Annotated in this window: 24 protein-coding genes and 2 tRNA genes; 13 read left to right on the top strand and 13 right to left on the bottom strand. The window is 63.0% G+C overall.

Annotated features, from left to right (window positions below):
* The first annotated feature begins 53 nt into the window (after nt 1–53).
* The 4 genes from IB272_RS00960 to IB272_RS00945 all read left to right on the top strand — a co-directional run bounded on the left by IB272_RS00960 (nt 54) and on the right by IB272_RS00945 (nt 2,700).
* Complete coding sequence (locus IB272_RS00960; protein ID WP_060516551.1) at nt 54–374, top strand: NIPSNAP family protein; 321 nt, start codon at nt 54–56, stop codon at nt 372–374.
* A 3-nt stretch (nt 375–377) separates the two neighbouring features.
* Entirely contained in the window at nt 378–728 is a 351-nt protein-coding gene (locus IB272_RS00955) for an antibiotic biosynthesis monooxygenase (protein ID WP_034801289.1), read from the top strand.
* Between the two features lie 199 nt (nt 729–927).
* A complete protein-coding gene (locus IB272_RS00950; protein ID WP_034801293.1) occupies nt 928–2,058 on the top strand; it encodes a site-specific DNA-methyltransferase in 1,131 nt (376 codons plus the stop codon).
* 240 nt (nt 2,059–2,298) lie between these two features.
* Nucleotides 2,299–2,700: a YkvA family protein gene (locus tag IB272_RS00945; RefSeq protein ID WP_060516293.1), complete on the top strand. Its 402-nt coding sequence runs from the start codon at nt 2,299–2,301 to the stop codon at nt 2,698–2,700.
* A gap of 57 nt (nt 2,701–2,757) precedes the next feature.
* On the opposite strand, the gene IB272_RS00940 is transcribed toward IB272_RS00945, so the two are convergent.
* The 3 genes from IB272_RS00940 to mutY form a co-directional block, all read right to left on the bottom strand.
* Complete coding sequence (locus IB272_RS00940) at nt 2,758–3,690, bottom strand: hypothetical protein (RefSeq protein WP_113135461.1); 933 nt, start codon at nt 3,688–3,690, stop codon at nt 2,758–2,760.
* 99 nt (nt 3,691–3,789) lie between these two features.
* Nucleotides 3,790–4,407, bottom strand: a complete 618-nt coding sequence (locus tag IB272_RS00935) for an HAD family phosphatase (protein WP_060584177.1) — start codon at nt 4,405–4,407, stop codon at nt 3,790–3,792.
* Nucleotides 4,408–4,466: 59 nt separating this feature from the next.
* A complete protein-coding gene (gene mutY / locus IB272_RS00930) occupies nt 4,467–5,558 on the bottom strand; it encodes an A/G-specific adenine glycosylase (RefSeq protein ID WP_113135462.1) in 1,092 nt (363 codons plus the stop codon).
* An 89-nt stretch (nt 5,559–5,647) separates the two neighbouring features.
* Here mutY and IB272_RS00925 point away from each other — a divergent pair, with 89 nt between their 5' ends.
* The 3 genes from IB272_RS00925 to IB272_RS00915 all read left to right on the top strand — a co-directional run bounded on the left by IB272_RS00925 (nt 5,648) and on the right by IB272_RS00915 (nt 10,779).
* Nucleotides 5,648–6,154, top strand: a complete 507-nt coding sequence (locus IB272_RS00925; protein ID WP_034801304.1) for a DUF721 domain-containing protein — start codon at nt 5,648–5,650, stop codon at nt 6,152–6,154.
* Nucleotides 6,155–6,375: 221 nt separating this feature from the next.
* Nucleotides 6,376–7,212: a DsbA family protein gene (locus IB272_RS00920; RefSeq protein ID WP_034801306.1), complete on the top strand. Its 837-nt coding sequence runs from the start codon at nt 6,376–6,378 to the stop codon at nt 7,210–7,212.
* Between the two features lie 105 nt (nt 7,213–7,317).
* Nucleotides 7,318–10,779, top strand: coding sequence for a chromosome segregation SMC family protein (locus IB272_RS00915; RefSeq protein WP_060584184.1), 3,462 nt, complete (start codon nt 7,318–7,320; stop codon nt 10,777–10,779).
* 1 nt (nt 10,780) lies between these two features.
* Here the strand turns inward: IB272_RS00915 and IB272_RS00910 are convergent, their stop codons facing one another.
* A complete protein-coding gene (locus tag IB272_RS00910) occupies nt 10,781–12,550 on the bottom strand; it encodes a caspase family protein (protein WP_060584185.1) in 1,770 nt (589 codons plus the stop codon).
* A gap of 59 nt (nt 12,551–12,609) precedes the next feature.
* On the bottom strand, nt 12,610–14,490 hold the full coding sequence (locus IB272_RS00905; RefSeq protein WP_060584186.1) for a caspase family protein: 1,881 nt from the start codon (nt 14,488–14,490) through the stop codon (nt 12,610–12,612).
* A 317-nt stretch (nt 14,491–14,807) separates the two neighbouring features.
* Between IB272_RS00905 and ppdK the strand changes: the two genes are divergently transcribed.
* Nucleotides 14,808–17,474 (top strand): pyruvate, phosphate dikinase, encoded by a 2,667-nt coding sequence (gene ppdK, locus IB272_RS00900; RefSeq protein WP_034801313.1) that lies wholly within the window; start codon nt 14,808–14,810, stop codon nt 17,472–17,474.
* A 49-nt stretch (nt 17,475–17,523) separates the two neighbouring features.
* Here ppdK and IB272_RS00895 read toward each other — a convergent pair whose 3' ends face one another.
* A complete protein-coding gene (locus tag IB272_RS00895) occupies nt 17,524–17,796 on the bottom strand; it encodes a hypothetical protein (RefSeq protein ID WP_034801317.1) in 273 nt (90 codons plus the stop codon).
* Nucleotides 17,797–18,155: 359 nt separating this feature from the next.
* Complete coding sequence (locus tag IB272_RS00890; RefSeq protein WP_060584188.1) at nt 18,156–18,539, bottom strand: hypothetical protein; 384 nt, start codon at nt 18,537–18,539, stop codon at nt 18,156–18,158.
* A 267-nt stretch (nt 18,540–18,806) separates the two neighbouring features.
* On the opposite strand from IB272_RS00890, the gene IB272_RS00885 reads away from it, so the two are divergent.
* Complete coding sequence (locus tag IB272_RS00885; RefSeq protein WP_060584189.1) at nt 18,807–19,715, top strand: DUF1499 domain-containing protein; 909 nt, start codon at nt 18,807–18,809, stop codon at nt 19,713–19,715.
* A 25-nt stretch (nt 19,716–19,740) separates the two neighbouring features.
* Here the strand turns inward: IB272_RS00885 and IB272_RS00880 are convergent, their stop codons facing one another.
* The 4 genes from IB272_RS00880 to IB272_RS00865 are packed head-to-tail and all read right to left on the bottom strand — an operon-like array spanning nt 19,741 to nt 22,041.
* Complete coding sequence (locus IB272_RS00880) at nt 19,741–20,337, bottom strand: DUF4166 domain-containing protein (RefSeq protein WP_192444179.1); 597 nt, start codon at nt 20,335–20,337, stop codon at nt 19,741–19,743.
* A gap of 11 nt (nt 20,338–20,348) precedes the next feature.
* Nucleotides 20,349–20,801: a thiol-disulfide oxidoreductase DCC family protein gene (locus IB272_RS00875; RefSeq protein ID WP_060584193.1), complete on the bottom strand. Its 453-nt coding sequence runs from the start codon at nt 20,799–20,801 to the stop codon at nt 20,349–20,351.
* Between the two features lie 2 nt (nt 20,802–20,803).
* Entirely contained in the window at nt 20,804–21,727 is a 924-nt protein-coding gene (locus tag IB272_RS00870; RefSeq protein WP_060584195.1) for an MBL fold metallo-hydrolase, read from the bottom strand.
* A 17-nt stretch (nt 21,728–21,744) separates the two neighbouring features.
* Nucleotides 21,745–22,041, bottom strand: a complete 297-nt coding sequence (locus IB272_RS00865; protein WP_034801330.1) for a cupin domain-containing protein — start codon at nt 22,039–22,041, stop codon at nt 21,745–21,747.
* A 203-nt stretch (nt 22,042–22,244) separates the two neighbouring features.
* Between IB272_RS00865 and IB272_RS00860 the strand changes: the two genes are divergently transcribed.
* Nucleotides 22,245–22,319, top strand: a tRNA-Gln gene (locus IB272_RS00860).
* Nucleotides 22,320–22,444: 125 nt separating this feature from the next.
* A complete protein-coding gene (locus tag IB272_RS00855) occupies nt 22,445–22,627 on the top strand; it encodes a YegP family protein (protein WP_034801332.1) in 183 nt (60 codons plus the stop codon).
* Nucleotides 22,628–22,690: 63 nt separating this feature from the next.
* Here IB272_RS00855 and IB272_RS00850 read toward each other — a convergent pair whose 3' ends face one another.
* Nucleotides 22,691–23,128: a hypothetical protein gene (locus IB272_RS00850; protein WP_034801335.1), complete on the bottom strand. Its 438-nt coding sequence runs from the start codon at nt 23,126–23,128 to the stop codon at nt 22,691–22,693.
* 318 nt (nt 23,129–23,446) lie between these two features.
* On the opposite strand from IB272_RS00850, the gene IB272_RS00845 reads away from it, so the two are divergent.
* Nucleotides 23,447–23,523, top strand: a tRNA-Pro gene (locus tag IB272_RS00845).
* Nucleotides 23,524–23,731: 208 nt separating this feature from the next.
* On the opposite strand, the gene IB272_RS00840 is transcribed toward IB272_RS00845, so the two are convergent.
* On the bottom strand, nt 23,732–24,664 hold the full coding sequence (locus tag IB272_RS00840) for a ribose-phosphate pyrophosphokinase (RefSeq protein WP_060584197.1): 933 nt from the start codon (nt 24,662–24,664) through the stop codon (nt 23,732–23,734).
* Between the two features lie 289 nt (nt 24,665–24,953).
* On the opposite strand from IB272_RS00840, the gene IB272_RS00835 reads away from it, so the two are divergent.
* Nucleotides 24,954–25,367 (top strand): hypothetical protein, encoded by a 414-nt coding sequence (locus tag IB272_RS00835; RefSeq protein WP_060516549.1) that lies wholly within the window; start codon nt 24,954–24,956, stop codon nt 25,365–25,367.
* Nucleotides 25,368–25,494 lie beyond the last annotated feature (127 nt).

Below are 25,494 nucleotides of genomic sequence, written 5' to 3'. Positions count from 1 at the left end.
TAGTCACTTCATCGAAGACCGGGCGAAAGGCCCCAAAAGACCTGGAGATGATGATGATCACCTGTTTCATCCGCTACGAAATCGATCCCTTCAAGAAGGACGAGTTCGCCACCTATTCGCGCAACTGGGGCGAGGTCATCCCGCGTTGCGGCGCCGATCTCATCGGCTATTTCGGTCCGCATGAGGGATCTGCGACGACGGCTTACGGCGTTTACAACATCGAGAGCCTCGCGGCCTACGAGGCCTATCGCGCCCGGCTTGCCGCCGATCCGCTCGGCCGGGAAAATTATGCCTTCTCCCGCCGCGAGCGGTTTATCCTGAAGGAGGATCGTATTTTCCTGAAGAACGTCTCGATGCCCATCGGAGGAAAGTGAAACATGATTGCCGTTATCTTCGAAGTCCTGCCGGCCGAGGGCCGGCGTGACGCCTATCTCGGCATTGCCGCCGACCTGCGTCCGCTGCTCGACGACATCGATGGCTTCATCTCGATCGAGCGGTTCCAGAGTCTGGCCAATCCCGACAAGGTGTTGTCCCTGTCTTTCTGGCGCGACGAGGAGGCGGTGAAGGCCTGGCGGAACGGCGCCGAACATCGTGCCGCCCAGGATGCGGGGCGCCACGGCGTCTTTGCCGATTACCGCCTGCGCATCGCCTCCGTGATCCGCGACTACGGGCTGAACGAGCGCCATGAGGCCCCCTCAGACAGCCGCGCCTTTCACGACGCCCGGTGAAACGGCGTCCGCGACGCTTGAACGGGGCGGCGGGAGGCGGGTGAAAAGCCCGTTCCCGCCTTTCCTGTCCACTCCAGAAGACCTCTCTAACATAGCGCGACTACGCACTTTTTCGAAACGGCCTTCAGGCTTTGGTAACCATCTTCGGTAACCATACGCTCCATGATCCGTTCCGAGTAAGCGTATTTGCGAGTTGTCCATGTCTTCAGTTGTTTCGCTTGCCGAAGTCTCCCGTTCCACCCGTCCGTTGGGCTGGCTCGACAGCATCATCAAGGGTGACTGCGTTGCCGCGCTCAATGCGCTTCCCGACAATTCGGTCGACGTCGTTTTCGCCGACCCGCCCTACAACCTCCAGCTCGGCGGCATGCTGACCCGTCCCGATCAGTCGGTGGTCGACGCCGTCGACGACGAATGGGACCAGTTCGCGTCGTTCGAAGCTTACGACGCCTTCACCCGTGCCTGGCTGCTGGCCTGCCGCCGCGTGCTGAAGCCGACCGGCACCCTCTGGGTCATCGGCTCGTACCACAACATCTTCCGCGTCGGCGCCATCCTGCAGGATCTGCACTTCTGGATCCTCAACGACATCATCTGGCGCAAGACCAACCCGATGCCGAATTTCAAGGGTCGGCGGTTCCAGAACGCTCATGAGACGCTGATCTGGGCGACGCCGAATGCCAATGCCAAGGGCTACACCTTCAACTACGATGCGATGAAGGCGGCCAATGACGACGTGCAGATGCGCTCCGATTGGCTGTTCCCGATCTGCTCCGGTCACGAGCGCCTGAAAGGTGATGACGGCAAGAAGGTGCATCCGACCCAGAAGCCGGAAGCGCTGCTCGCCCGTATCATGATGGCTTCGACCAAGCCGGGCGACGTCATTCTCGATCCCTTCTTCGGTTCCGGCACGACCGGTGCCGTCGCCAAACGCCTCGGCCGCCACTTCGTCGGCATTGAGCGCGAGCAGGATTACATCGACGCGGCATCGGCACGCATCGACGCGGTCGAACCGCTCGGCAAGGCGATGCTCTCGGTCATGACCGGCAAGAAGGCCGAGCCGCGCGTCGCCTTCAACACGCTGATCGAAAGCGGGCTGATCAAGCCCGGCACGGTTCTGACGGACGCCAAGCGCCGCTACAGCGCGATCGTTCGTGCCGACGGCACGGTCGCCTCCGGCGGCGAGGCCGGTTCAATTCATCGCCTGGGCGCCAAGGTCCAGGGGCTTGATGCCTGCAACGGATGGACATTCTGGCACTTCGAAGAGGGGAACACCCTGAAGCCCATCGACGAACTCAGAAGCGTCATTCGAAATGATCTGGCAAAACTGAACTGATCAACCAGTTCCGCCGGATCCTTCGAAAAGCGCTCTAACCGGTTTTTGTACCTTCAGTCCCGGAAAGAGAGCTTTAAATGCCCGGAATCCTCAATGTGAGGATTCCGGGCATTTGTATGTTTGGGCCATCCGACGGAGCGTTTGAAGCGCCCGGCAGGGCCCTGAGGTCGATTGCCAATCTTCGCATCCGCTCATAGGGTTCGGACAGAGCAACTTCATCCGAACAAGAGTGTTAACCGCATGGCCGTGCCCGATCGTCTCCAGCGCGTGAAGCAATGGGCGCGGCAAATCAAACGCGACGTCGTTGCGCTCTGGTTCGCCGCGCGAGATCGTCGAACGCCGTTTTCGGCGAAATTCGTTGCCGGCACTGTGGCGGCCTACGCACTTTCGCCGGTTGACCTGATCCCCGATTTCATTCCGATACTCGGCTACCTCGATGATCTTATTCTCGTTCCGCTCGGCATCCTCTTGGCCGTACGTCTGGTGCCGCCAGCGCTGATGGAAGAATTCCGAGAGCGGGCGGCGGCATTGGAAGGACGCCCGTCCAGCCGCAGCGGCCTCCTCGCGATCCTGAGCATCTGGTTCGTGGCCGCAGTCATTGCGGCCTGGCTGGCATGGGGCTTCATCGCGGCCAGGCCCTGACAATGGGCGGCGGCGACCCGTGCCGCCGCCGCGCGCCGAATGGAGGATACGCCGCCTTTAGAGAGCCGGCGTTCCCTGTGGGCGCAAGTGGTAGAGGGTTCCGGCGCCCTTATCCTCGAAGCCGCAACTGGCGAGCACAGGCTCGAGGCGTGCTCTTTCGTCTTCCTGTAACTCGACGGTGGCGACCCTGATATCGGGATAGGCCGCGGGTATGCGCTGAAGTAGTGCGGCAACCAGGGCAATCAGCCCGCAAGACGGGGCATGGTGTTCGGTGATGTGGATCATCATTTCATCGCTCCAGACAAAGGCGTAGGCCTCGGCGACCACGAGGTCGTGATGTTCCAGCCACTGCATCAGCAGCCCGCCCTCATCCCAGTCAGCGATACGTTGGGCGACGGAGTCCGCGTCCCAGGTCGTGGTGCAGGTTTCTTCACTGCAGTCCGGTATCCCCGCGCGTGTGAGGAAGTCCACGAACTTTGCGAGGAGATTTTCTGGAAGAGGCGCCTGGACGGCGTAAACGACGGCACCGTCCTTGGGTTTTGCGATTGCGGCCGGCCAGCGCTTGGGTGACGCCTGCCAGGTCCTGAACAGATCCCGAAGCGCGGTCGCGCCGGCCATTTCGACGACCTGCTGGTTGAGGGCGGTTTTTCGGGAGTGCCAGATGATGCCTTCTGAACCGGCCTCTACGGCTGCAAGCCGAATGAGCCGCGCGAGAATTTCGGCGTCGTGCAGGTCGTGCGACGGCATGGCGTGCCAGCCTCGATCGGCCACTCTCTTGTCGTCGCCTTCAGTCGGCGGCCGAAGGCTGAGCCAGCCCGCCAGTTTGGCATCGCGTCTGGCGACGACGAAACGGGTATCTGAAAACCGTTCTCCAAACTCTTCCGGAGGCACCTCGTCGCGAAAGCTGGCCTCGGTCGTCGCGTAGAGTTCGTCGATGAAGGCGTCCTTGGCGGCGCCGTCTGGAATTACTGAAAATTCTAAACTATTCATATATTACCTCTGCGATTACGCAATCGCAGGTAGTAAATATGATTCGTGGCGGAATCGTGCCGCCACGAGCAGGAACCATCCTCGACCGGCAGTTTCAGCCTACGGATGAATGCCGTAGCCGGCGAGATCGGCCTTCAGCTTTTCCGGATCGACGAAATGCAACGCATGCCAGCCGGCAAGCCGCGCGGCTTCGACGTTGGGAATGCTGTCGTCGATGAAGAGGGTGGCCGATGGGTCGAGATCGAAGGTCCGCGTGTGCGTCTCATAGATGGCGATATCGGGCTTGATCAGCTTGACGTCGCCCGAAACGGTGACGCCGCGTGGCAGCGTCAGGAAGGGATAAAGGACCTGCGCCTCGCGGAACGTATCGGAGGCGAAGTTGGTCAGCATCGTCACGTCGCGCCCTTCGGCGATCAGTCGCTCCAGGAGCGACACCGTCTCCACATAGGCGTGCGGCACCATCTCCTGCCAATATTTGCGGAAGGCGCGGATCTGTTCTTCACGCTCGGGAAAGTCCTTGATCAGCAGCACTTCCGCCTCTTCCCAGGAACGGCCGCGGTCCTGCTCGATGTTCCAGTCGTGGGTACAGACATTGGCAAAGAACCACTCGCGCTCGGCCTCGTCGGGGATGATGCGGCTGTAGGGCAGGTTGGGGTCGTAGTGGATAAGCACCTTGCCGATGTCGAAGACGATGTGGCGGATATCGATGCTGCTCATGAACGTATTCCCTGCTTGAACTTTCGGAGTTGGAGCGGGACGGGTGGCCCCGTACCGCGCTAGCGTTCCGCCTTGAAGGCATGCGGGATCGCTTGGGCGATCGCCTTCTTCATCACCGTCGGCAGCGCCTGGGCACTCAGCGAGTGAACTGGCTCCCACCAGCCGTTGCCCTGCGTTCCGGCGCGCGCGACATTGGCGCGGTAGACGGAGAGACGCAACTCGAAATGCGTGAACACGTGGCTGATGGTGCCGCAATCTTCCCAGGCCGCTGCAAAGGGCTGCGAGGCAAGCGAAGTGTCGCCGTCCTGCCGCGACGTCCAGTCAGTGCCGGGCACTTCGGTCATGCCGCCAAGCAGGCCTGTCTCGGCCCGCTTGCGCAGATAGACCGCGTTGTCGGCGTCGATCGCGACGTAGGCGGCGCCGCGCCGAAGCGGCTTGTCCTTCTTCTGCGCCTTGCGCGGAAAGGTTTCCGGGTCTGCGACGGCAAGCGCGCGACAGTGGGCGCGGAAGGGACAGAGCGAGCAGGCGGGCCGTTTCGGCGTGCAGATCGTCGCGCCGAGATCCATCATCGCCTGGGCGAAATCGCCCGGCCTGCTCTCAGGGGTGAGTGCGGCGACGCGGGCCCGCATCTCGGGCTTTGCCGCCGGCAGCGGCGTTTCGATTGCATAGAGGCGGGAAATCACCCGCTCGACATTGCCGTCGAGCACGGCGCTTCTGCGATTGAAGGCGATCGCCGCGACCGCGGCGGCGGTATAGTCGCCGATGCCGGGAAGGGACTTCAGCCCATCCTCCGTGTCGGGAAAGCGGCCGCCATGATCGTTCGCGACGGCCTCGGCGCATTTCTTCAGGTTGCGGGCGCGCGCATAATAGCCGAGCCCGGCCCATGCCTTCATCACGTCCTCATTCTCGGCGCGCGCAAGGTCCTCGACGGTCGGCCACAGTGACAGGAACTTTTCGAAATAGGCTTTTACCGCCTGCACCGTCGTCTGCTGCAGCATCACTTCGGAAAGCCAGACATGGTAGGGATCGGCGACGATGCCTCGGCGCGCCATCGGCGGCGAAACCCGCCAGGGCAGGTCGCGATGGTGCCTGTCGTACCATTCCAAAAGCAGGGGTGCAGCGTCCGCCGCCGGTATCGTATCGTGCATGATTTGCCGGGAGTTCCGTTTCCGGCCTATACTTGGCGAAGCGGAGCCGCGGCATCAAGGCTCAATCGACATTGCCTACAGAAAGTCCATACGTGAGCGAGCAGAAGACCCGGAAGGGCGTCGTCCAGATCAGCGAAGTCGCGAACGGCCTGATCGACCCGGTGCTCGCCAAGCGGGCAGGCATCAACACCATGCTGCTCGGCTCCTGGGACGAAATCGCCGGCGAGGACTTTGCCGATTGCACGCGGCCCGAAAAGATCGCCTGGCCGCGCCGGGCCTCCGAGATCATGGGCGAGGGCGGCCATCAGCCGGGCGTCCTGACGGTTGCCTGCGAGGGCGCGCGCGCCCTGTTTTTGACCCACGCTCAGGGCGAATTGATCCAGCGCATCAACGGCTTCTTCGGCTTCTATGCGATCGGGCAGCTGCGCATCGTTCAAAAGCCCGTCTCCCAGCAGCCGAAACACCGTGGCAAGCCCAAGCCGCTTTCGGGCGAACCCGCCCGGCGGCTCGAGGCCATGGTCGAAGGCATCGAAAGCGAGGAGCTGAAGGCCGCCTTGCGTCGGCTGGGGACCGCCGTGCTCAATCCCCGGCGCCGCTAAGGCACGGCGCGCAAAACTATGCAGCGGTTTTCGCGACTACGAGACGCGAAAACCAGAGGCTTAAAGCGCAAGCAGCGAATCGGAAAGATCGCGACGCGCTTTTGGGCGGCCATCGCTCGGTCACAATTCTTTGAATTCTGTTGACGCCGCGCCACTTGCCGCCCTGCGCGGGGCAAGATATCGAATCCGCACTGCAATTCCCTCCGAACACGGGTCAAATCATGTCCGCTTCCGCAATGAACCTTACCAAGCGCCTGCTCAGCGGTGCCGCCATCGCAACTGTCGCCCTGGTGCTTGCTGCCTGCAGCGACGAAAAGAAGGAAACGGCCTCCACCACACCGGCCGCGACCACCGAAGCCGCCAAGGCTGAAACCAAGCCGGCAACGGACGCGACCACGACTGCATCGACGACCGCGACCCCGGCCACCACCGAAGCCAAGCCCTCTGCCGGCACCGAAGTCGCCCAGACGACGGCTGCTCCCGTCAAGGTCGAGCTCCCCTCGTCGGAAGGGTCCGTCGACGTCGCCAAGCTGATGGAACCGGGCGCCCTGCCGGAAATGGCGATCGGCGACGCCAACGCGCCGGTGACGATCGTCGAATACATGTCGATGACCTGCCCGCACTGCGCTGCCTTCCACAACAACACCTTCGAGGCGATCAAGACCAAGTATGTCGACAGCGGCAAGGTCCGCTTCGTGCTGCGCGAATTCCCGTTCGATCCGCGCGCGGCGGCCGCCTTCATGCTGGCGCGCTGCGCTCCGGAAGGCCAGTACTTCCCGATGATCTCGATGCTGTTCAAGCAGCAGCAGCAGTGGGCCGCAGCCCAGAATGGTCGCGACGCTCTGCTGCAGATGTCCAAACTCGCTGGTTTTACACAGGAGAGCTTCGAGGCCTGCTTGACGAACCAAAAACTTCTGGATGATGTGAATACTGTTATGCAACGGGGCGCCAAGGAATTCGGGGTTCAGTCGACGCCGACCTTCTTTGTCAATGGCGAGCACTATTCGGGGGACATGTCGGTTGACGTTATGTCGGCCCTCATCGACAGCAAGCTCTGATCCTTCGCTTTTCCTGAAAACGGGCGACGGCAGCAGCTGTGCGCCCGTTTTTCTTGTCTGGGCTGATGGTAGAGGGGGGGACCTCGTAGCCCCAGCGTCCGCCCCATGAAGTTCAACAAGCTTCGCCTGCTCGGCTTCAAGTCCTTCGTCGAACCGACCGAATTCATCATCGAGCGCGGATTGACCGGTGTCGTCGGACCGAACGGTTGCGGCAAGTCGAACCTCGTCGAAGCCTTGCGCTGGGTGATGGGGGAGAACTCCTACAAGAACATGCGCGCTTCCGGCATGGACGACGTGATCTTTTCCGGATCCGGCAATCGTCCCGCGCGTAACACGGCCGAGGTCGGCCTCTATCTCGACAACAGCGACCGCACGGCACCCGCTGCCTTCAACGACAGCGACGAGATCCAGGTCAGCCGCCGCATCGAGCGCGAGCAGGGCTCGGTCTACCGCATCAACGGCAAGGAAGCGCGCGCCAAGGATGTACAGCTTCTCTTCGCCGACGCGTCGACTGGTGCACGCTCGCCGTCGATGGTCGGGCAAGGGCGCATCGGCGAACTGATCGCCGCCAAGCCGCAGGCCCGTCGCCAGCTCCTGGAAGAGGCGGCCGGCATCTCCGGCCTGCACTCTCGCCGCCACGAAGCGGAGCTGCGTCTGCGTGCCGCCGAGACCAATCTCGAGCGTCTCGACGACGTCACCTCGCAGCTCGAAAGCCAGATCGAGAGCCTCAAGCGCCAAGCGCGCCAGGCCAACCGCTTCAAAATGCTCTCGGCCGATATCCGCAAGCACGAGGCGATCCTGTTCCATATTCGCTGGGTGCAGGCCAAGGAGGCGGAGGGCGAGGCGACGAGCCAGCTCAACCAGGTGACTGCGCTGGTCGCGGAAAAGGCGCAGCAGCAGATGCAGGCGGCCAAGGACCAGGCGATCGCCAGCCTGAAGCTGCCGGAGCTGCGCGAAAACGAAGCGAAGTTCGCCGCCGCCCTCCAGCGTCTGCAGATTGCCCGCTCACAGCTCGAAGAGGATGCCGGCCGCATCCTCAGGCGCCGCGACGAGTTGCAGCGCCGGCTGGCGCAGCTTGCCGAGGATATCGCCCGCGAGGAGCGCCTTGTCGCCGACAATGCCGGCATTCTTTCGCGTCTCGACGAAGAGGAAGCCGAACTCAGCGACATGCTCGCCGAGGCCGACGACCGTGCGACGGAAGCGCGCGAGCGCCTCGAAGACGCAAACGAAAAGCTCGCCGGCAGCGAGGCGCTATTGGCGCGTCTAACGGCGGAACGCGCCGAGGCACAGGCCGGCCGCAACCAGCTGGAGCGCACGCTGCGCGACCTGTCGGAGCGCCAGGCACGTCTTGCCCGCCAACTTGGCGACCAGTCGCGCGATCTCGATGAACTCGACCGCCAGATGGCGGCCCTTCCCGATCCGCACGAAAAGCAGGGTCAGGTCGAGGTCGCAGAAGCTGCGCTGGAAGAAGCCGAAAGCAATGTGCTCGCGATCGAGGAAAGCCTCGCTGAAGCGCGGCGCATGGAGGTCGAGGCGCGTCAGCCCGTCGATCGGACGCGCGCGACGCTGAGCGGCATCGAGACCGAGGCACGCACCATCCGGCGCATGCTGGAGGCGGTGGCCGGTGGCGCCTATCCCGCCGTCGTCGAGGAGATGAAGGTCGACCGGGGCTTCGAGACCGCATTGGGCGCGGCCCTTGGCGACGATCTCGACTCGCCGCTCGAAACCGACGCGCCGGCCCATTGGCGCGCGCCGGGGGATCATGTCGGGGACGGCGAATTACCGGAAGGCGTGAGCCCGCTGATTGCCCATGTAAAGGCGCCCGACGCGCTGACCCGCGCCCTGAAGCAGATCGGCATCGTCGCAAGCGAGGCGGAAGCCGAGCGGCTGCTGCCCCTGCTGAAACCCGGCCAGAGCCTTGTCACCAAGCAGGGCTCCGTCTGGCGCTGGGACGGCCACGTCACCGGCTCCGAGGCGCCAAGTGCTGCCGCCTTGCGGCTGGCGCAGAAGAACCGGTTGGCCGAACTCGATACCGAGGCCGACGGCGCCGCTGAGGCGCTGCGCCTCGCGGAGGCCGAACTTGCCTCTGCGGGCAGTCGCATCCGCGCCGAGGACGAGCGGCTGCGGCTTGCCCGCGACGCGCAGCGCATGATCACCCGACAGCTCGGCGAAGCCCGCGACGCGCTCGCCGCCGCTGAACGCGCCTCTGGCGACCTTGCCCGCCGCCGCGCGGTGCTTGCCGAATCGCGCAGCCAGATCGAGTCGCAGGTCGAAGAGGTGGCCGAGCAGATCGAGACGGCCAACGACGCGCTCGCCGATGCGCCCGATCTCTCCGAACTGGAACTGACGCTGCGCACCCAGACGGCCGATGTCGCAGCCGATCGTGCCGCCGTCGCCGAGGCCCGTGCCGCCCATGATGGCCTGGCGCGCGAGAACGAGGCGCGTCAGCGGCGCATCGCGGCGATTGCCAATGAACGACAGACCTGGAAGGCGCGCGCGGCGAGCGCCGATGAGCACATCGCGACCCTGCGCGACCGCGAGGCAGAAGCCCGCGACGAGGTCGAAGAGCTGATCGATGCGCCCGACGAGTTCGAGGACAAGCGCCGGGCGCTGATGAACGAGTTGCAGAAGGCGGAAGCGGCCCGACGCGAAGCGGCCGATCTGCTCGCCGAGGCTGAAAACCGTCAGCGCGAGGCGGACCGGTTGGCGGCAACCGCGCTCTCCGAACTGGCGGAATCGCGCGAAAAGCGCGGCCGCGCCGAAGAGCGGCTGGTCTCCGCCCGCGAACGTCGCGTCGAGATCGAGGCCCGCATTCAGGAAGCGCTCTCCTGCGCGCCGCACGAGGTCATGCGATTGACGGGGCTTGCCGTCGACGAGGCACTGCCGGACATGCGCAACATCGAGCGCGAGCTCGAACGGCTGAAGATCGAGCGCGAGCGGCTTGGCGCCGTCAACCTGCGGGCCGAAGAAGAACAGAAGGAGCTTTCAGAAAAGCTCGCCCTGCTGCTCAGAGAGCGCGACGACGTCATCGAGGCGATCCGCAAGCTCAGGAGCGCCATCCAGAACCTGAACCGCGAGGGCCGCGAGCGCCTGATCGCCGCATTCGACGTCGTCAACGTACAGTTCCAGCGGCTGTTCACCCACCTCTTCGGGGGGGGCACGGCCGAGCTGCAACTGATCGAGAGCGACGATCCGCTGGAGGCCGGCCTTGAAATTCTCGCCCGCCCGCCGGGCAAGAAGCCACAGACCATGACGTTGCTTTCCGGCGGCGAGCAGGCGCTGACGGCGATGGCATTGATCTTCGCCGTGTTCCTGACCAATCCCGCGCCAATCTGTGTGCTCGACGAAGTGGATGCACCGCTCGACGACCACAATGTCGAGCGCTACTGCAACCTGATGGACGAAATGGCGGCGTCGACCGAGACACGCTTCATCATCATCACCCACAACCCGATCACCATGGCCCGCATGAACCGCCTGTTCGGCGTGACCATGGCCGAGCAGGGCGTATCCCAGCTCGTCTCCGTTGACCTGCAGACGGCGGAACGCCTGCGCGAAGTCGTCTGATTCACTCAAATTCGGCGATGAAACCGGATACCGGCCGCGATGGGTCGCGCGCTTCCCAGGTGTCGACGTAGGCGGCGAGGGGGACCTTGTTTGCTCGATAGGCTGCGTAAAGCGTTGCCGCCCCAGCCTTTTCCGGCGGCCGCCTGAACCACCTGCCGAAGGTGACGGCAGCGCCCGTCGTCCATCTCCACCCTTCGGCACTGCCGTTCTCGTTGGAGAGCCCGAGCCATGGCCCGACCCGCCGGTGCTCGCCGCCTTCGAACGAACTGCTGAAGAACCGGTCATCCGTATTCACGAGTGAGGCGACGAACGTATTTTCATCGCTGGAATCGATCGTGGCAAGGTGACCGCCGCAGCGCTCGACGATCGCCTTCGCTTCCTGCCAGCCGACTTGCTGCCCGTCATAGACCGCTGCATAGAGGTGTCTGGCAAAGGTGCCATAGGTCAGTGGTAGAGGCGAAAGACACCGCACCATGGCGATCACCGGTTCGTCCTCCAGTCCCTCGAGATCGGTGGCGTCATAGCGACGTGCGCTGGTAGCCGAGAGAATGTCCTGATCGATCCGGGCAAAGGTGAGACCCAGGCTCGCTCCGGTCTCCTGATCGAGAAATCCGGATTGCTTTAGCCCGCGGGCCGCCTGAAATGCCGTGACCGCCCTGCGTGTCTGGCCACCGAAGGCGCCGTCCGTCGCGCCCGTGTCAAAGCCCTTGCTCTGCAGAGCCTGTTGCGCGGCTGCGCGCTTGTCCTTGCTATCGAGCATCTTCTGTTCCTGTGCCATCGCAGCCAGGGATGATCTGAAGTCGTCGCTTTTGCCGAGCCGCTGAATGGATTGACGCGCCGCGTCGGCGTAGCTGCTCTCGCCATGTTTGGCGATGAAGCGCTTCCAGGTCCTGGCCGTGTCCACGCGCATCGCCTTGTTGAAGTCGAGCGCGGCGATATCGACGTTGTCAACTTTCAAGGGTCGCGGCGCTTCAAGCGTGGCGCTGCCGTCGAGGTAGAATTCCAGATCGAGAGAGGAGAGGATCTGCGGCGACTGTTTGCCGCCCGTTGCCGAGCGCACCTCACGGATCACGCGCTTGAAGGCGGTGCCGATTTCGATCCCTGGGCCGGAGAGGTTGGTTATCAGCGCCCGGGTGAAGGGCGAATGCCCGTCGGTTCCGTCAGCCGCCACCTGTCCGGGCGCCGCAGCAAAGGCAACGAGCGTGCCGGCGCCCTGTGTCTCGATCGGTGCCAGACCTCTGGTGGCGCCGCCGCGGCTTGTGCCCGCCACGTCACGATTGAGTCTGTCTGCGAGCGGATTGTTGCGGCAGGCGTCGAGGAATATCAGCGAGATTTTCGCGCGTTGTTCCAGCGCGTTCATGATCTCCGACAGCGGCATGGTTTCTGCCGGAACGTCAAACTCGCTTTCGAGCCGCGCATCGGTGCCAACAAGGAAATTCTCGCCGCGCAACTGCATGCCGTGGCCGGCGTAGTAAAACAGGGCGACATCGTCAGGCCCGATCTTGCGCGAGAAGTTTGAAAGTGCGCCGGCAAGACCACGGCGATCGGCGTTGAGGATCAAGTCGGTTTCAAAACCCTGGCCTTTGAGAAAGACATTGAACGCTTCAGCGTCGCGCGAGGCGTTGGGCAGGGTTCCCGCAAGCACATAGTTGCTCATGCCGATGACGAGCGCCAGCCGCTTGCCGTTTCCTTCGGCGGGGGCATTCCCTGTGGTGAAGGGCACGATCAGAGCGCAAAGAACCAGCCATAGCAGCCTCACACGCCAGTTCATGACCTTGCCTCCTGCTTATGATTGACTCAGCCGTGCAGGTGTTGATTTGCCCCAAGCGGTCACTCGAATTCGAGGATCAGACCGCCCGTTCCATCGGTTGGCCCCATATCGTCCCAGCTATCGACGTAGACGGATTTCGTGTCGGCTCTGCCGTTGCGATGGGCGTAGTACATGCCGATATCGTCGCCCTTCTTGCCTTCGTTCGGCATGTCCTGGAACCATTTCGTGTAGGTCAGGGGCGCGCCGGTGTCCCAGCGCCAGCCGCCTCTGGGCTCCTTGCCCTGTGGGTCCTGCGTCAGGCCGATCCAGGGGCCCATCTTGTAGCTGACGTTGCCTGAGGGGTCGTAGCCGGTGTTGAAAAAGGTCTGATCGGCGTTGAAAAGCGATGCGACGAAGGCGTTCTCCTCTTGAGACGAAATCGACGCGAGGTGCGCGCCGCAACCGCCGGCGATCCCCCGCGCATAAACGGCCAAAATTATTCCCGTCCGCACTGCGACATAGAGGTGCCCTTCGAACACGCCATATACGGTTTCGAAGTGGCGCAGGCAGGTCAGCGCCCGCAGGACGGTTTGATCGGTTTCCAGACCCTCGAGGTTGGCAACATCATAGCGTCGGGCCTTCGGAGAGCTGTACATGCCCTCGGCTCTGTCGTTGATTTTGATGCCGAGGGCTTCTGCCGTGCGCTCTGTGATGAAGCCGCTTGCTGGCTGCTGGTTGGTGCTCTGGAACCGCTTGATCGCTTCGCGCGTCTGTCCACCGAAAACACCATCGGCCGTGCCCGCCGCAAATCCGCGCGAGGCGAGTGCCACCTGGACGTTTCGTCGCTTGTCCTTGTCCGGCAATAGCCGCGCTTCGACGGACTGAGGCAGATGCGACTGGTTGCGCACGGCGGCGGGTTCGATCTGCGCCAGCGCCTGGCGTCCGAGGTCGGCATATTCGCCGGTGCGGTGTTTTTCGACGAAGAAGTGCCAGATGCGCGCCGTTCCGATCTTCAGCGCCTTTTTGAAGTCCTTCTCTGCCTCAAGCGCTTCGGGATCCATGGCCGGCACAGTGAGGGCCGGCTGCACCGGCTGAACCGCCGCAGTCTGCGGTATGGCCGTCTGTACCGCCGGGGTTTGCACCGCCGGGGTCGTCTGGGGCGCTGCGGTTTCCGGCCCGAAGTAGAATTCCAGCGACAGGGATGACAGGATCTGCGGCTGCTGCTTGCCTTGCGTTTCCTTGCGCACGTCGCGCACGACCCGCTTGAAGGCGGTGCCGACTTCGAGGCCGGCGCCCGAGAGATTGGCGATCAGCGCCCGCGTAAAGGGCGAATGCCCGTCGGTGCCGTCGGCGGCGACCTGTCCCGGGGCTGCGGCAAAGGCGACGAGCGTGCCGCCGCCCTGCGTTTCGATCGGCGCTAGCCCGCGGGTCGCCGCACCGCGGGTCGCACCTTCGACTTCGCGTGTTAGCCGCTCGGCGAGCGGATTGTTGCGGCAGGCATCGAGGAAGACCATCGAGATGCGGGCACGTTTTTCCATCGCGCCGATGATCTCGGACAGCGCCACGGTCTCGGCCGGCACGTCGAACTCGCTTTCGAGCTTGGCATCGGTGCCAACAAGGAAATTCTCGCCGTGCAACTGCATGCCGTGGCCGGCGTAGTAAAACAGGGCGGTATCGTCAGGCCCGATCTTGCGCGAGAAGTTTGAAAGTGCACCGGCAAGGCCGCGGCGATCGGCGTTGAGCACGAGGTTCGTTTCGAAGCCCTGGTCCTTGAGAAAGGTGTTGAAGGCTTCTGCATCGCGTGAAGCATTGGGCAGCGTTCCAGCGAGCACGTAGTTGCTCATGCCGACGACGAGCGCCAGCCGCTTGCCGTTTCCTTCGGCAAAGGCGTTTCCCATGGTGAAAAGGACCATGAGCGCCGCCGAAAGGAGCCAGGTTGTCAGATTTGCACGCCACCTCATGACCGACCCTCCGAGCCATCGAGACGGAAACGGATTGCCATGACGGGATATTCCTGGATGCACCCCCATCGCACATCTGTATATTAGATAATTGTTATGTTTCGGGCAATGTCGGATCGGGCCGCCCGGCGCAGCCTTTTCAGGAATTTCGGCTGCAATTTAAAGCCACCGACACGATTTGTGGGAGGTCAAGCGCGATGTGTAGCAATGTTACAGAAAATGATGCGCTGCAGCATAAATCTTCGCCGGGTGCATTTTCAGCCTGAAGCATATACTGTAAATCGTCATTAAAGACTGTTTCTGGGTGGAGAGCAGGCATGACGAAATGGGTTTACACCTTCGGTGGGGGCAAGGCCGAGGGACGTGCGGGTGATCGTGAGCGCTTGGGTGGCAAGGGCGCCAACCTTGCCGAGATGTGCAACCTCGGCCTGCCGGTTCCGCCGGGCCTGACGATCATCACCGATGCCTGCAACAGCTTCTTCGACAATGACAGGCAGATGCCGGATGGCCTGCGCGACCAGGTGCGCGAGGGGATCAGCCGGATGGAAGAGGTGACCGGCCGCGTCTTCGGCGACACCTCCCGTCCGCTGCTGCTTTCGGTTCGCTCAGGCGCGCGCGCGTCCATGCCCGGCATGATGGACACGGTTCTCAACCTCGGTCTCAACGATCAGTCGGTACATGCGCTTGGCCATGACGCCGGTGATGCCCGTTTTGCCTGGGACAGCTATCGTCGCTTCATCCAGATGTATGGCGACGTCGTCATGGGCGTCGACCACGACGTCTTCGAGGAAATCCTCGAGGACGAGAAGGCGCGCCTCGGCCATGAGCAGGATACCGAGCTTTCGGCGGTGGAGTGGCAGAGCGTCATTGCCCGTTACAAGGAAGCGATCGAGGAAGCGCTGGGCGAACCCTTTCCGCAGGATCCGGAAGTGCAGCTCTGGGGCGCGATCGGCGCCGTGTTTTCGAGCTGGATGAACCCGCGGGCGATCACCTATCGCCACCTGCACGCCATCCCCGCCGCCTGGGGCACCGCCGTTAACGTCCAGGCGATGGTCTTCGGCAATCTCGGCAATTCGTCGGCGACTGGCGTTGCCTTCACCCGCAACCCCTCGACCGGCGAGAACGAGCTTTACGGCGAGTTTCTGGTCAATGCACAGGGCGAGGACGTCGTTGCCGGCATCCGCACGCCGCAGAACATTACCGAAGCGGCGCGCCTTGGCTCCGGCTCCGACAAGCCCTCGCTCGAAAAGCTGATGCCGGAAGCCTTCGCCGAGTTTCGCTCGATCTGCGATACGCTCGAACGCCACTATCGCGATATGCAGGATCTGGAATTCACCATCGAGCGCGGCACGCTCTGGATGCTGCAGACGCGCTCCGGCAAGCGCACCGCCAAGGCGGCGCTGAAGGTCGCGGTCGATATGGCGGAGGAGGGGCTGATCTCCGAACAGGAGGCCGTTGCCCGCATCGATCCCGCCTCGCTCGACCAGCTGCTGCACCCGACGATCGATCCACATGCGCGCCGCGACATCATCGGCTCGGGCCTTCCGGCCTCGCCGGGGGCTGCGACGGGCGAGATCGTCTTTACCTCGGAGGAAGCGGTGCAGGCCGACAAGGAAGGCCGCAAGGTCATCCTCGTCCGCGTCGAGACCAGCCCTGAAGATATCCACGGCATGCATGCCGCCGAAGGCATTCTGACGACCCGCGGCGGCATGACCAGCCACGCCGCCGTGGTTGCCCGCGGCATGGGTACCCCTTGCGTTTCCGGCGCCGGCAGCATTCGTGTCGACCTTCGCAACGAAACGCTGACCGCCGGAGGCGTGACGCTCAGGAAGGGCGACGTCATCACCATCGACGGCTCGTCCGGCCAGGTGCTGAAGGGCGCGATCGCCATGCTGCAACCGGAACTTTCCGGGGACTTCGGCAAGATCATGGCCTGGGCGGACGCCACCCGCCGGATGACCGTCAGGACCAACGCCGAAACGCCGGCGGACGCACGCGCCGCGCGCTCCTTCGGTGCGGAGGGCATCGGCCTCTGCCGCACGGAACACATGTTCTTCGAGGACGACCGCATCAATGTCATGCGCGAAATGATCCTCGCCGACGACGAAGAAGGTCGCCGTTCGGCGCTCGCCAAGCTTCTGCCGATGCAGCGCTCGGATTTCGCCGAGCTGTTCTCGATCATGCACGGCCTTCCTGTAACGATCCGCCTGCTCGACCCGCCTCTGCACGAGTTCCTGCCGAAGACCGACGAGGAGATCGCCGACGTTGCCGGCGCGCTCTCGCTCGATCCGTCGGAACTGCGCCAGCGCGTCGACGAACTGCACGAATTCAATCCGATGCTCGGCCACCGTGGTTGCCGGCTGGCCATCTCCTATCCGGAGATCGCCGAGATGCAGGCGCGTGCCATCTTCGAAGCCGCCGTTGAAGCGGCGCACGAGACCGGAGCGGCCGTCGTTCCCGAAATCATGGTGCCGCTTGTCGGCCTCAAGGCAGAGCTCGATTACGTCAAGGCGCGCATCGATGCGGTCGCCAAGGAGGTGATCGGTGAGGCGGGTATCGACATCGACTATCTCGTCGGTACCATGATCGAATTGCCGCGTGCAGCCCTGCGCGCCGGTGTGATTGCCGAAGCGGCCGACTTCTTCTCCTTCGGCACCAACGACCTGACGCAGACGACTTTCGGCATCTCGCGCGACGACGCCTCGCAGTTCCTGGCGACCTACCAGCAGAAGGGCATCATCGAGCAGGACCCCTTCGTCTCGCTCGATTTCGACGGCGTCGGCGAACTGATCCAGATCGCAGCCGAGCGTGGTCGTCGCACCAAGAACGGTCTGAAACTCGGTATCTGCGGCGAACACGGCGGGGATCCGGCCTCGATCCGCTTCTGCGAGGACGCCGGCCTCGACTACGTCTCCTGTTCACCCTTCCGCGTGCCGATCGCCCGGCTCGCCGCGGCCCAGGCCGCGATCAACGGCAAGGGGTAACGTCTATCGCCAACGCCGCCCAAGCGGCGTTGGCTCGGCATGATCCGCTTTACCTGGCCTGGACGATCACCGGTCGTGAGACGATGACCGGCCGGTCCCAGCCCCACATCATCATGTCGTTCTGGTAGCGGAATGCGCGCGATTCGGCGCGGCGGTCGAGTTCGATCCGCTGCAGGCAGGTGGCAAACGCATCGGTGCCGCGGCGGAAGCCGTAGGACGCGCAGGTGTTGCCGTCGGCGATGCGCCGTTCCTCCGGCGTCATCGTCTGGCATGCCGTCAAGAGAAGCGCGGCTGCGATAAGGATGGACAGTCGTTTCATCATGGTTCTCGCGCCTCCTGGGCGCAACCGGGTCGTGTGAGGCCGTACCGGTCTGCGTCTCGCCGTGAGCAATCGAGCGGCACACCACTCAACGCCTCGAATCACAATCAATATAGGGACTTGTATCGAGAATCGAAACGAACGATGCCAATTCTGTGCCATGTCGCGGTTGTAGGCGAGGGCACCTCACACCCGTCGTTGACGTGTGTGTGTGTGTGTGAGCCTGTTCCGGAGGGGTGTCGGGGTGTGATCCCTGCGCGATGGTCCGATTGCGCGTAATCCGCTGCCAAAACGCATTCACCGTCGCTTGCTGCCTCGCCCAGGGATGTGGTTGGAGTTGTCCCTGTGAGAGGCCTGCAGTGCTACATGCGTTCGAGCACGCCGACAAAGGATTCGGCGAAGCGCTCGAGGTCGCGCGTGGTGTCGCTCGGATGTTCGATACGGACGGCTCGGCCTTGTTCGTCGAGGCAGGCAAACAGGATCGAAGCGTCGCCTCCGGCATCAGCCAGACGGAGCACGGCAATGCTGCGGCAGTCTTCGATCAGATCAGAAGCGGGCAGGGCAAACAGAAACTCACCGCCGACGTTGTCAGCAACCGTGCGGACGAAGCTGGTGAAATCGGCATTGTTGCCGGAGAAACCATCGAGGGAGAGTTCGAGCTCAAGGAGCCCCATGGGGATGCCGCCGTCTCCGGCCGGTAAGCCAGAGGGGGTGGCGATGGCCACGGCTGCTTGCGATGCGCCCATGTCGGTTCTCCGTCGATTGCCGAGCGCCCTCGATTGATGTTGCGCGCTGGCCGTTGCCTCCGATTGAAACTCCGCGTGCCCTTTGAATCCCGGGCGCGCGGGCACATTCCCATGTGTTGATAGGTGGTTAACGAGAATGGCGATTTTGCGGCGAACTGTAAGGTAGGCCCGGAGCGCGGTGGCGGACTGCCGCATTGCCTGTTCCCTCGGCACGGGGCATGGTCTAAGAATGCGGTCTGTTTCGCGGCAGGGAATTGATTCAACTATATGATGGTCCGGTACGAGCGCCCCTATTCCTTTGCCGCCCACTGGGCGCGCCGCTTCGCCCGTGTCTCGTTCCTGCTTTTTGCGCTCTCGCTGCTGGCGCACCGCTTCGGTCCGCTGACGACACCGCATTTCCTCGCCCTTGTCGGCCTCGTCGGCGCCTTTGCGCTGTTGGGCGTGCTGTTTGCCGTCGTCGGGTTGGCGCGCTTGTGGCAGGTTGCGGCGATTGGTGGCCTGGCGTCTGCTGCGGCGCTTGTCTACGCCGCGCCGACGCTCGGCTTTATCGGCTATGGCGTCATCCAGTATCTCACCCGCCCCGAAATCTACGACGTCAGCACGGATACGGTGACGCCGCCGCCGTGGCTCAAGGTGCCGCAGGCGGAAGAGAGCTGGCTGAAGCGCAAGGCGGCGGTAACGCCTCAGGACCGTGAAGCGCAGATCCTCGCCTATCCGGCTCTGACCGGCCGGCGCTACGATGGCGCACTCGACCGCGTCTATCAGGGGGTGCGCAACGTCATCGAACAGAGCCGCGTCGGCATCACCGAAGAACTTGGTGTCGAGAACGCCCGCGCCGATCTGGAGGATCTGGCAGTACGGCCGAATGCGGGCGCGGATACGAACGCCGAACCGGAAAATGTACCCGTTCCGGCGGCGCGCCCGGAGATGGCTCTCGAAGGCGCGATTGCAGGGCGCCGCGCCAGCGATGTCGTGCTGCAGGGCGAGTGGCGCACGCTGATCGCGGGTTTTCGTTTCGATGTATTGATCCGGCTGCGCGAAGAGGCGGAGACCACCTTCGTCGACCTGCGCGTCGCCTCGCGTTACGGGCCTCATGATCTCGGCATGGGCGCCGCCTTCGCCGATCAATTCCTGCGGGCGCTCGATGCCGAGCTGTTGGGCATTGCCGGCGACTGATCGGCGGAGTGCCCGCCAGAAAACGTCATTCGTCTACGAGGGCTTTGCGACCACCCAAGTCGGCTGTCGGCTCGCCCACTGGCCGTAGCCAGCCGCGATAACGCACGATCAGGCCGGTCAACGGGCTTGCGACCTCCACGTGGAAATGAAACAGGCCGTCACGATCCTCCTCGAACGTCCGGCCACCCGGCGCAAGCAGTAGAGGAAGCGGAAGGCCGAGGAAGGACCAGGCGCGAACCAAGAGATGCAGGCGGTTTTCGGCGGGCTCAAGCGCGCACAGGACACGGAACGGTCCGAAATCTTCCGCGAGCAGTGGTTCGTTCTGCCTCTCGGCCTTTCGTTGCGAGCTGCGCAGGACTTTCCCACCGAAGCGTCGGGTCCAGACTTCCCGACCATTGCTGCATGCGAAGTGGATTTCAACAGGGACGTCAGCGCCTGCACCGGGAAAGCCGAGCATGGAGGCGACGAGCCGAGCCCCTATCGAGCTGCCGCGCTCGATGACCGCACGTCCGCGAAAGGTGGCATGCCCCTCTGACAGGTGGTGCAGGGCGCGGATCGACGCGGGCAGGTGGTTCCATTGCCGGCCGAGGATCTGGCGGTAAAGGCTCTGTTTTTGGACCATGTCTTCCATCGTCATGCGATGAAGCGCCCACGCTCCTCAGGCGTCGGCACCATGCAGCTCTGGCGGCGGCCGGCGATGCGGTAGCGGTTTCTCGCCACGAGATCATAGAGCGGATCGCGAAGGGCAGCGGGCAGGATCCGGCAGATGTTGGCGAGCGACCACGGCAGACCCAGCCGCGCAAGCGTGCGGATCGATCCGTCGGATTTGATGCGGGCGATGCCGTCCTCGATCAGCATGTTGCTCTCAAAATGGACGGTATCGAACCCGTAGTGCCGGTAGAGCGCCTGGCCTAGCGGCGACTGTGCTGTCAAATAGCGATATTGCGCCCGTCGGTCGTGGCGAAGCAGAAAGCGCACCCAGCCGGAACAAAAGATGCATTCGCCGTCGAAGACGATCACCGGCTTGTCGTCGGCAAAGGCGGGCACTGAAGCATCATTGCGATAGCTGTAGGCCTCGCGCCGCATGATCAGCCCGCTCCGCCGGGCGCCAGCCGGTAGGCGCCGAGAAGCGAGGGCGGGCCATCGGTTTCGATCCGTCCCTGTTCGATCAGGTCTTCGAGATGGGCGAGCACCGAAAGTGCCGCCGCCCCATGCAGCCGCACGTCGGTGGACGCATAGATGACCTTGACCATGTCAGGGATATGGCTGTCGCCGGCGCGGATGCGTTCGAGCACGGCACGCTCGCGCATCTTGCGGTGGGCGCGCAGGCCGCGAAGGAAGGAGGCAGGCTCGATCACAGGTCCGCCATGGCCGGGCAGGTAGAGATGCTCGTCGCGGGAAAGCAGCTTTTCGAGCGAGGCCATGTAATCGGCCATGGCGCCATCGGGCGGCGCGACGATCGTCGTCGCCCAGGCCATGACGTGGTCGGCGGAAAAGAGAATGCCGGTGCCATCGAGCGCGAAGGCCATGTGGTTGGCCGTATGGCCGGGCGTGGCAAGCCCCGTCAGGCTCCAGCCGTCGCCCTCGATGCGCCCGCCGTCGGCAAGCCCGAGATCGGGGACGAACTCCATGTCGGAACTCTCGGCGAAAGGATTGCTCTCGCCCGCATGCAAGGGACGGGCGGAGCGATGCGGGCCTTCGCCGACGATCACCGCACCGGTGGCAGCCTTCAGCCGGCGCGCCAGCGGCGAGTGGTCGCGATGCGTGTGGCTGACGGCGATATGGGTGACCTCACGGCCGGCGAGCGCCGCCATCAGCGCCTGGAAATGCGCCTCGTCATCGGGGCCGGGATCGATGACGGCAACGGAACGTCTTCCGACAATATAGCTGTTGGTTCCGTGAAAGGTGAAAGGGCCGGGATTGTTGACCGTGATGCGCTGCACATCGTCCGCAACCGTCACGGCCTCGCCATGGGCCGGCTTGAAATCGAGATCGAAGTCCGGGCCCTGCATGCGTCTCTTCCTGGATTTCACTTGTATTCGATCTCGATGAACGACATCGGCTCTTTGCCGGCATTGACGACGTTGTGCGCCATGCCCGCCTCACGGCGGTAGGCGGCACCCTTGGCGATATCGACCCGCCGGCTGCCCGCCTCTTCCTCGAGCAGGAACTGGCAGTCGGTCATCGGCACCACCACATAGCCGAGCCCGTGCACATGGTGACCGGTGTCGGCGCCGGGCTCGAAATCCCAACGGGTGATCCTGACGACCGTGTCGTCGACGAGTACGGTTGGAACGGCAGGGGGGCGGGCGCGAAACTGGCTCATGAAATTCTCCATCTGCCGGGACAATAGGAGGTGCGGTCAGCGAAGGGAAGGGTACATCCGGTACCCGCGGCGAGCGCCCTTCGGCGTCGTCGCCAACAAATCCGCCGAAAATTCAACTTAGTGCCAACTTAGTGATTGTGACGGGCGGCGAGCTTTGATAATCAGGCGCTCGATTTGGCGGACGTATTGTCCCGTCAATCCGTTGGGGCGTCGCCAAGCGGTAAGGCACCGGTTTTTGGTACCGGCATTCCCAGGTTCGAATCCTGGCGCCCCAGCCACATTTTTCCAGCCAGTTGATCCATTGGGCGGGCGATCGCGCGCGCCGGATTTGCATGCACTCTTGTCAAGTCATCTTGCAACTGACACGCTAGTTTCGTTGATTCCAACATGTGTGAGGGAGAAGATGGCTCACAAATTCGAAATCTACAAAGACAAGGCTGGCGAGTTCCGTGTTCGCTTCAAGTACAACAGCGAAGTGATGTTCTCGACCGAGGGCTACAAGACCAAGGCCAGCGCGCAGAACGCCATCGACTCGATCAAGAAGAACGGTCCCGACGCGCCCGTCGAGGACAACAGCGCCGGCTGAGTTCGACGCAATCCCCTAGAAAAAACCCGCCGATTTTCACCGGCGGGTTTTTTGTTTGTTGGTTTAGCCTGCAGTTGCCGCCGGCTTGGTCTGGGCCGGGGCGCCGAGGAACTCTTCGCACCAGCTCGGACCTTCGGCACGCTTGCGGTCGCCGGCAATGTGGATCGAGCGGATGACGTAGTCGGACGAGACGGTCAGTTGCACCGCACAGCTCAGATACTCGGTGCGCGCCGAGGAAATGCGCTTGCCGCGCTTGCCGTCCTTGGTGGTTTCGTACTGCGCCGGGATCTTGCGGGTCTTGTAGCCGCCCTTCCAGCTATAGACCGTGGAGCTGCCGCTTTCGACGTCGGAGATCGGCGGACCGTACTGGGCGAAGAAGCCGCCGGCCGGCTGGCCGAGCCAACGGGCTTCGACTGCATTCCTGGAAATCCCCGTCCCGGTCGTCGTGCAGCCGGCGAGCACGAGCGCGAGGCCCGCCACCGTCATCATGCGGAAGTTCATGTTTCTGCCCCTTTGGCTCTCGTTCTGAAATCGGCATGGCACGGAAGCCCGTATCCCCTGGCTTTCCGCGCTTTCCGTTGAGCCTCTAGCGCCAAAAGAGACGAAAGGAAATGCACGCAGCGGTTCCTGTTCCAGGAAATTATGAAGCGTTGCAGAAAGTCCCTATCACGCGCATCTCCGGGGCGCCGTTGGCGCCGACCGGGGCCATTTCGCGCCTACGTTTTCCACCGTCACGATTTTTTTGGAAAAGGCGCAATGTTTTTCGAGATAGGCGCTTGTGAAATCAAAATGCCTGTTCTATAGAGGCGCCGCTGGTCACGGAGTGTAGCGCAGTCTGGTAGCGCACCACGTTCGGGACGTGGGGGTCGCAAGTTCGAATCTTGCCACTCCGACCAGCCAAATCAACCGCTTAGCCGATCTTTCCCGAAATATGCGCCAAAGCGCGGATCGACTGCGGACTGCTTCAATCATCACTTCTATATGCATTTGTATCTTGCGCCGCGTGACGCTGTGGTCTTTTCGGATGAGCGGGCGGATTACGTCTTTTCTCACCGGCAAACGCCGCCTGGCTCAATCGAAACGGCTTTGCACTGTTCGCGTGGTTCAGTCGAAAAGGCTTGAAACGCTTTGCTCTCGCGCGGTTCGGGCAAGGGCTTCTCCGAGCAGCGGCGCGACGGTGACGCGGCGGATGTTGGCGGTCTGGCGTTGCGATTCGGTGTCTTGAATGGAATCGGTCAGCACCAGTTCCCTGAGGTTGCTGGCGCCAATACGCTCGCAAGCCCCCTCGGAAAGCACGCCGTGGGTGATGTATGCCGAGACCTCTCTGGCGCCCGCTTCCAGCAAGGCGTCAGCCGCATTGATCAAGGTCCCGCCGCTATCGATGATGTCGTCGATCAAGAGGCAGGTCTTCCCGAAGACGTCACCAATGATGTTCATGACCTCCGACACGCCGGCGCGGGGGCGCCTCTTGTCGACGATCGCAAGATCGGTGCCAATGCGCTTGGCGATGCCGCGAGCCCGCGCCACGCCGCCGACGTCAGGCGAAACGATCATGAGATTCCCGACGTCGTAGCGCTCTTTGATGTCGCGGGTCGTCACTGGCGCCGAATAAAGGTTGTCGGTCGGGATATCGAAAAAGCCCTGAATCTGGTCCGTATGCAGATCGAGCGTCATAACGCGATTAACACCCGCGCCGGCGATCATGTTGGCGACCAGCTTCGCCGAAATCGGTGTCCGGCCGGTGGCGCGGCGGTCCTGACGGGCATAGCCGAAATAGGGGATGACGGCGGTGATCCGGCGCGCAGACGAACGGCGCAGCGCATCGGTCAGGATCAACAGTTCCATGAGGTTGCCGTCGGCAGGAGCACTGGTCGACTGGAGGATATAGACATCCTCGCCGCGCACGTTCTCGTGAAGTTGAACGTTGACTTCCTGGTCGGCGAAGCGCCCGACCGTACAGTCCGTGAGGGGAAGATTGAGATATCTGGCAATGGCTTCGGCAAGGGCGCGGTTGGACTTACCGGTCACCAGCTTCATGAGCGCAATCCTGTTACAGGGAGCCTTTGAGGCAGCTTTAGAGCCTCGCTGGTGGATTCACAACCAGTGCTGCACACTTTTGTGACGCAACCGGTTTGGGGTTGTTTGAGATGGCTATTCGCGACGCTGCACTCCGGTGCCTTAATGTCTGCGCAAATGCCGTTCGTCGCCGCTTAAAAGCCGTTGGTCGAATAGAGGTGTATTCGCAACGGGGTTGCTCTGTCGGCATGCGGGCGAAGCCTCTAGGTTCCCGCCATTCAATCACGGACGACGGGGAACGGGAATGTCGATCAAGCATCTATCCATTGCGACGGTTCTGCTGGTGGCCGGCCATTCGGTGGCGGCGGCGCAGAGCTGCGAGAAGAATTTCAAGGCGAGCGGCGTTCCGCTGGTGACGCCTGTTTTCTATAAGACCTGGCAGGAGTTCCCGAAGGTGAAGCCCGAGACCGCTCTGCAGCGGATGGCGCGGGGCGTCGCGGCGGAAGGCTTTTCCGGGATCGAGATCAACAAGGCACTCGGAACCATCGAAGCTTACCAGGATACGGCAGGCTCCGGGCGGCTGCAGACATTGCGAGTAGTCGCCCGCAAGCGCGGTTCAGGCACGCGGGTTGATGCGATGTTTGATATTCAGGTGGGGCAGGTGGCCACCAAGCAGGTGGTGCAGGAAGGCCTTTGCAACATCATCCGGTCCGCGACCGAATAGGTGCCGCGCGCAGGTCTTTTACACGATCTGCGCGAGATTCTGCGGACAAACAACTATTATCTGCTCTGCCCACTTGACGCGGAAGCATGGTGTGCGAAGTCATTCGCCATGAAGAGAAGCACACCAG

The sequence above is a fragment of the Ensifer sp. ENS08 genome (assembly GCF_014852195.1).
Taxonomy (GTDB): domain Bacteria; phylum Pseudomonadota; class Alphaproteobacteria; order Rhizobiales; family Rhizobiaceae; genus Ensifer; species Ensifer adhaerens.
The sequence above is the reverse complement of the archived record's forward strand: the minus strand, read 5'-3'. Positions and strand labels throughout refer to the sequence as shown.

What these genes read in the sequence shown, in the direction of transcription:
- IB272_RS00960 (WP_060516551.1), top strand. Translation starts at nt 54, where the DNA reads ATGATCACCTGTTTCATCCGCTACGAAATCGATCCCTTCAAGAAGGAC.
- IB272_RS00955 (WP_034801289.1), top strand. Translation starts at nt 378, where the DNA reads ATGATTGCCGTTATCTTCGAAGTCCTGCCGGCCGAGGGCCGGCGTGAC.
- IB272_RS00950 (WP_034801293.1), top strand. Translation starts at nt 928, where the DNA reads ATGTCTTCAGTTGTTTCGCTTGCCGAAGTCTCCCGTTCCACCCGTCCG.
- IB272_RS00945 (WP_060516293.1), top strand. Translation starts at nt 2,299, where the DNA reads ATGGCCGTGCCCGATCGTCTCCAGCGCGTGAAGCAATGGGCGCGGCAA.
- IB272_RS00940 (WP_113135461.1), bottom strand. Translation starts at nt 3,690, where the DNA reads ATGAATAGTTTAGAATTTTCAGTAATTCCAGACGGCGCCGCCAAGGAC.
- IB272_RS00935 (WP_060584177.1), bottom strand. Translation starts at nt 4,407, where the DNA reads ATGAGCAGCATCGATATCCGCCACATCGTCTTCGACATCGGCAAGGTG.
- IB272_RS00920 (WP_034801306.1), top strand. Translation starts at nt 6,376, where the DNA reads ATGTCCGCTTCCGCAATGAACCTTACCAAGCGCCTGCTCAGCGGTGCC.
- IB272_RS00915 (WP_060584184.1), top strand. Translation starts at nt 7,318, where the DNA reads ATGAAGTTCAACAAGCTTCGCCTGCTCGGCTTCAAGTCCTTCGTCGAA.
- IB272_RS00910 (WP_060584185.1), bottom strand. Translation starts at nt 12,550, where the DNA reads ATGAACTGGCGTGTGAGGCTGCTATGGCTGGTTCTTTGCGCTCTGATC.
- IB272_RS00905 (WP_060584186.1), bottom strand. Translation starts at nt 14,490, where the DNA reads ATGAGGTGGCGTGCAAATCTGACAACCTGGCTCCTTTCGGCGGCGCTC.
- ppdK (WP_034801313.1), top strand. Translation starts at nt 14,808, where the DNA reads ATGACGAAATGGGTTTACACCTTCGGTGGGGGCAAGGCCGAGGGACGT.
- IB272_RS00895 (WP_034801317.1), bottom strand. Translation starts at nt 17,796, where the DNA reads ATGATGAAACGACTGTCCATCCTTATCGCAGCCGCGCTTCTCTTGACG.
- IB272_RS00890 (WP_060584188.1), bottom strand. Translation starts at nt 18,539, where the DNA reads ATGGGCGCATCGCAAGCAGCCGTGGCCATCGCCACCCCCTCTGGCTTA.
- IB272_RS00885 (WP_060584189.1), top strand. Translation starts at nt 18,807, where the DNA reads ATGATGGTCCGGTACGAGCGCCCCTATTCCTTTGCCGCCCACTGGGCG.
- IB272_RS00880 (WP_192444179.1), bottom strand. Translation starts at nt 20,337, where the DNA reads ATGGTCCAAAAACAGAGCCTTTACCGCCAGATCCTCGGCCGGCAATGG.
- IB272_RS00875 (WP_060584193.1), bottom strand. Translation starts at nt 20,801, where the DNA reads ATGCGGCGCGAGGCCTACAGCTATCGCAATGATGCTTCAGTGCCCGCC.
- IB272_RS00870 (WP_060584195.1), bottom strand. Translation starts at nt 21,727, where the DNA reads ATGCAGGGCCCGGACTTCGATCTCGATTTCAAGCCGGCCCATGGCGAG.
- IB272_RS00865 (WP_034801330.1), bottom strand. Translation starts at nt 22,041, where the DNA reads ATGAGCCAGTTTCGCGCCCGCCCCCCTGCCGTTCCAACCGTACTCGTC.
- IB272_RS00855 (WP_034801332.1), top strand. Translation starts at nt 22,445, where the DNA reads ATGGCTCACAAATTCGAAATCTACAAAGACAAGGCTGGCGAGTTCCGT.
- IB272_RS00850 (WP_034801335.1), bottom strand. Translation starts at nt 23,128, where the DNA reads ATGAACTTCCGCATGATGACGGTGGCGGGCCTCGCGCTCGTGCTCGCC.
- IB272_RS00840 (WP_060584197.1), bottom strand. Translation starts at nt 24,664, where the DNA reads ATGAAGCTGGTGACCGGTAAGTCCAACCGCGCCCTTGCCGAAGCCATT.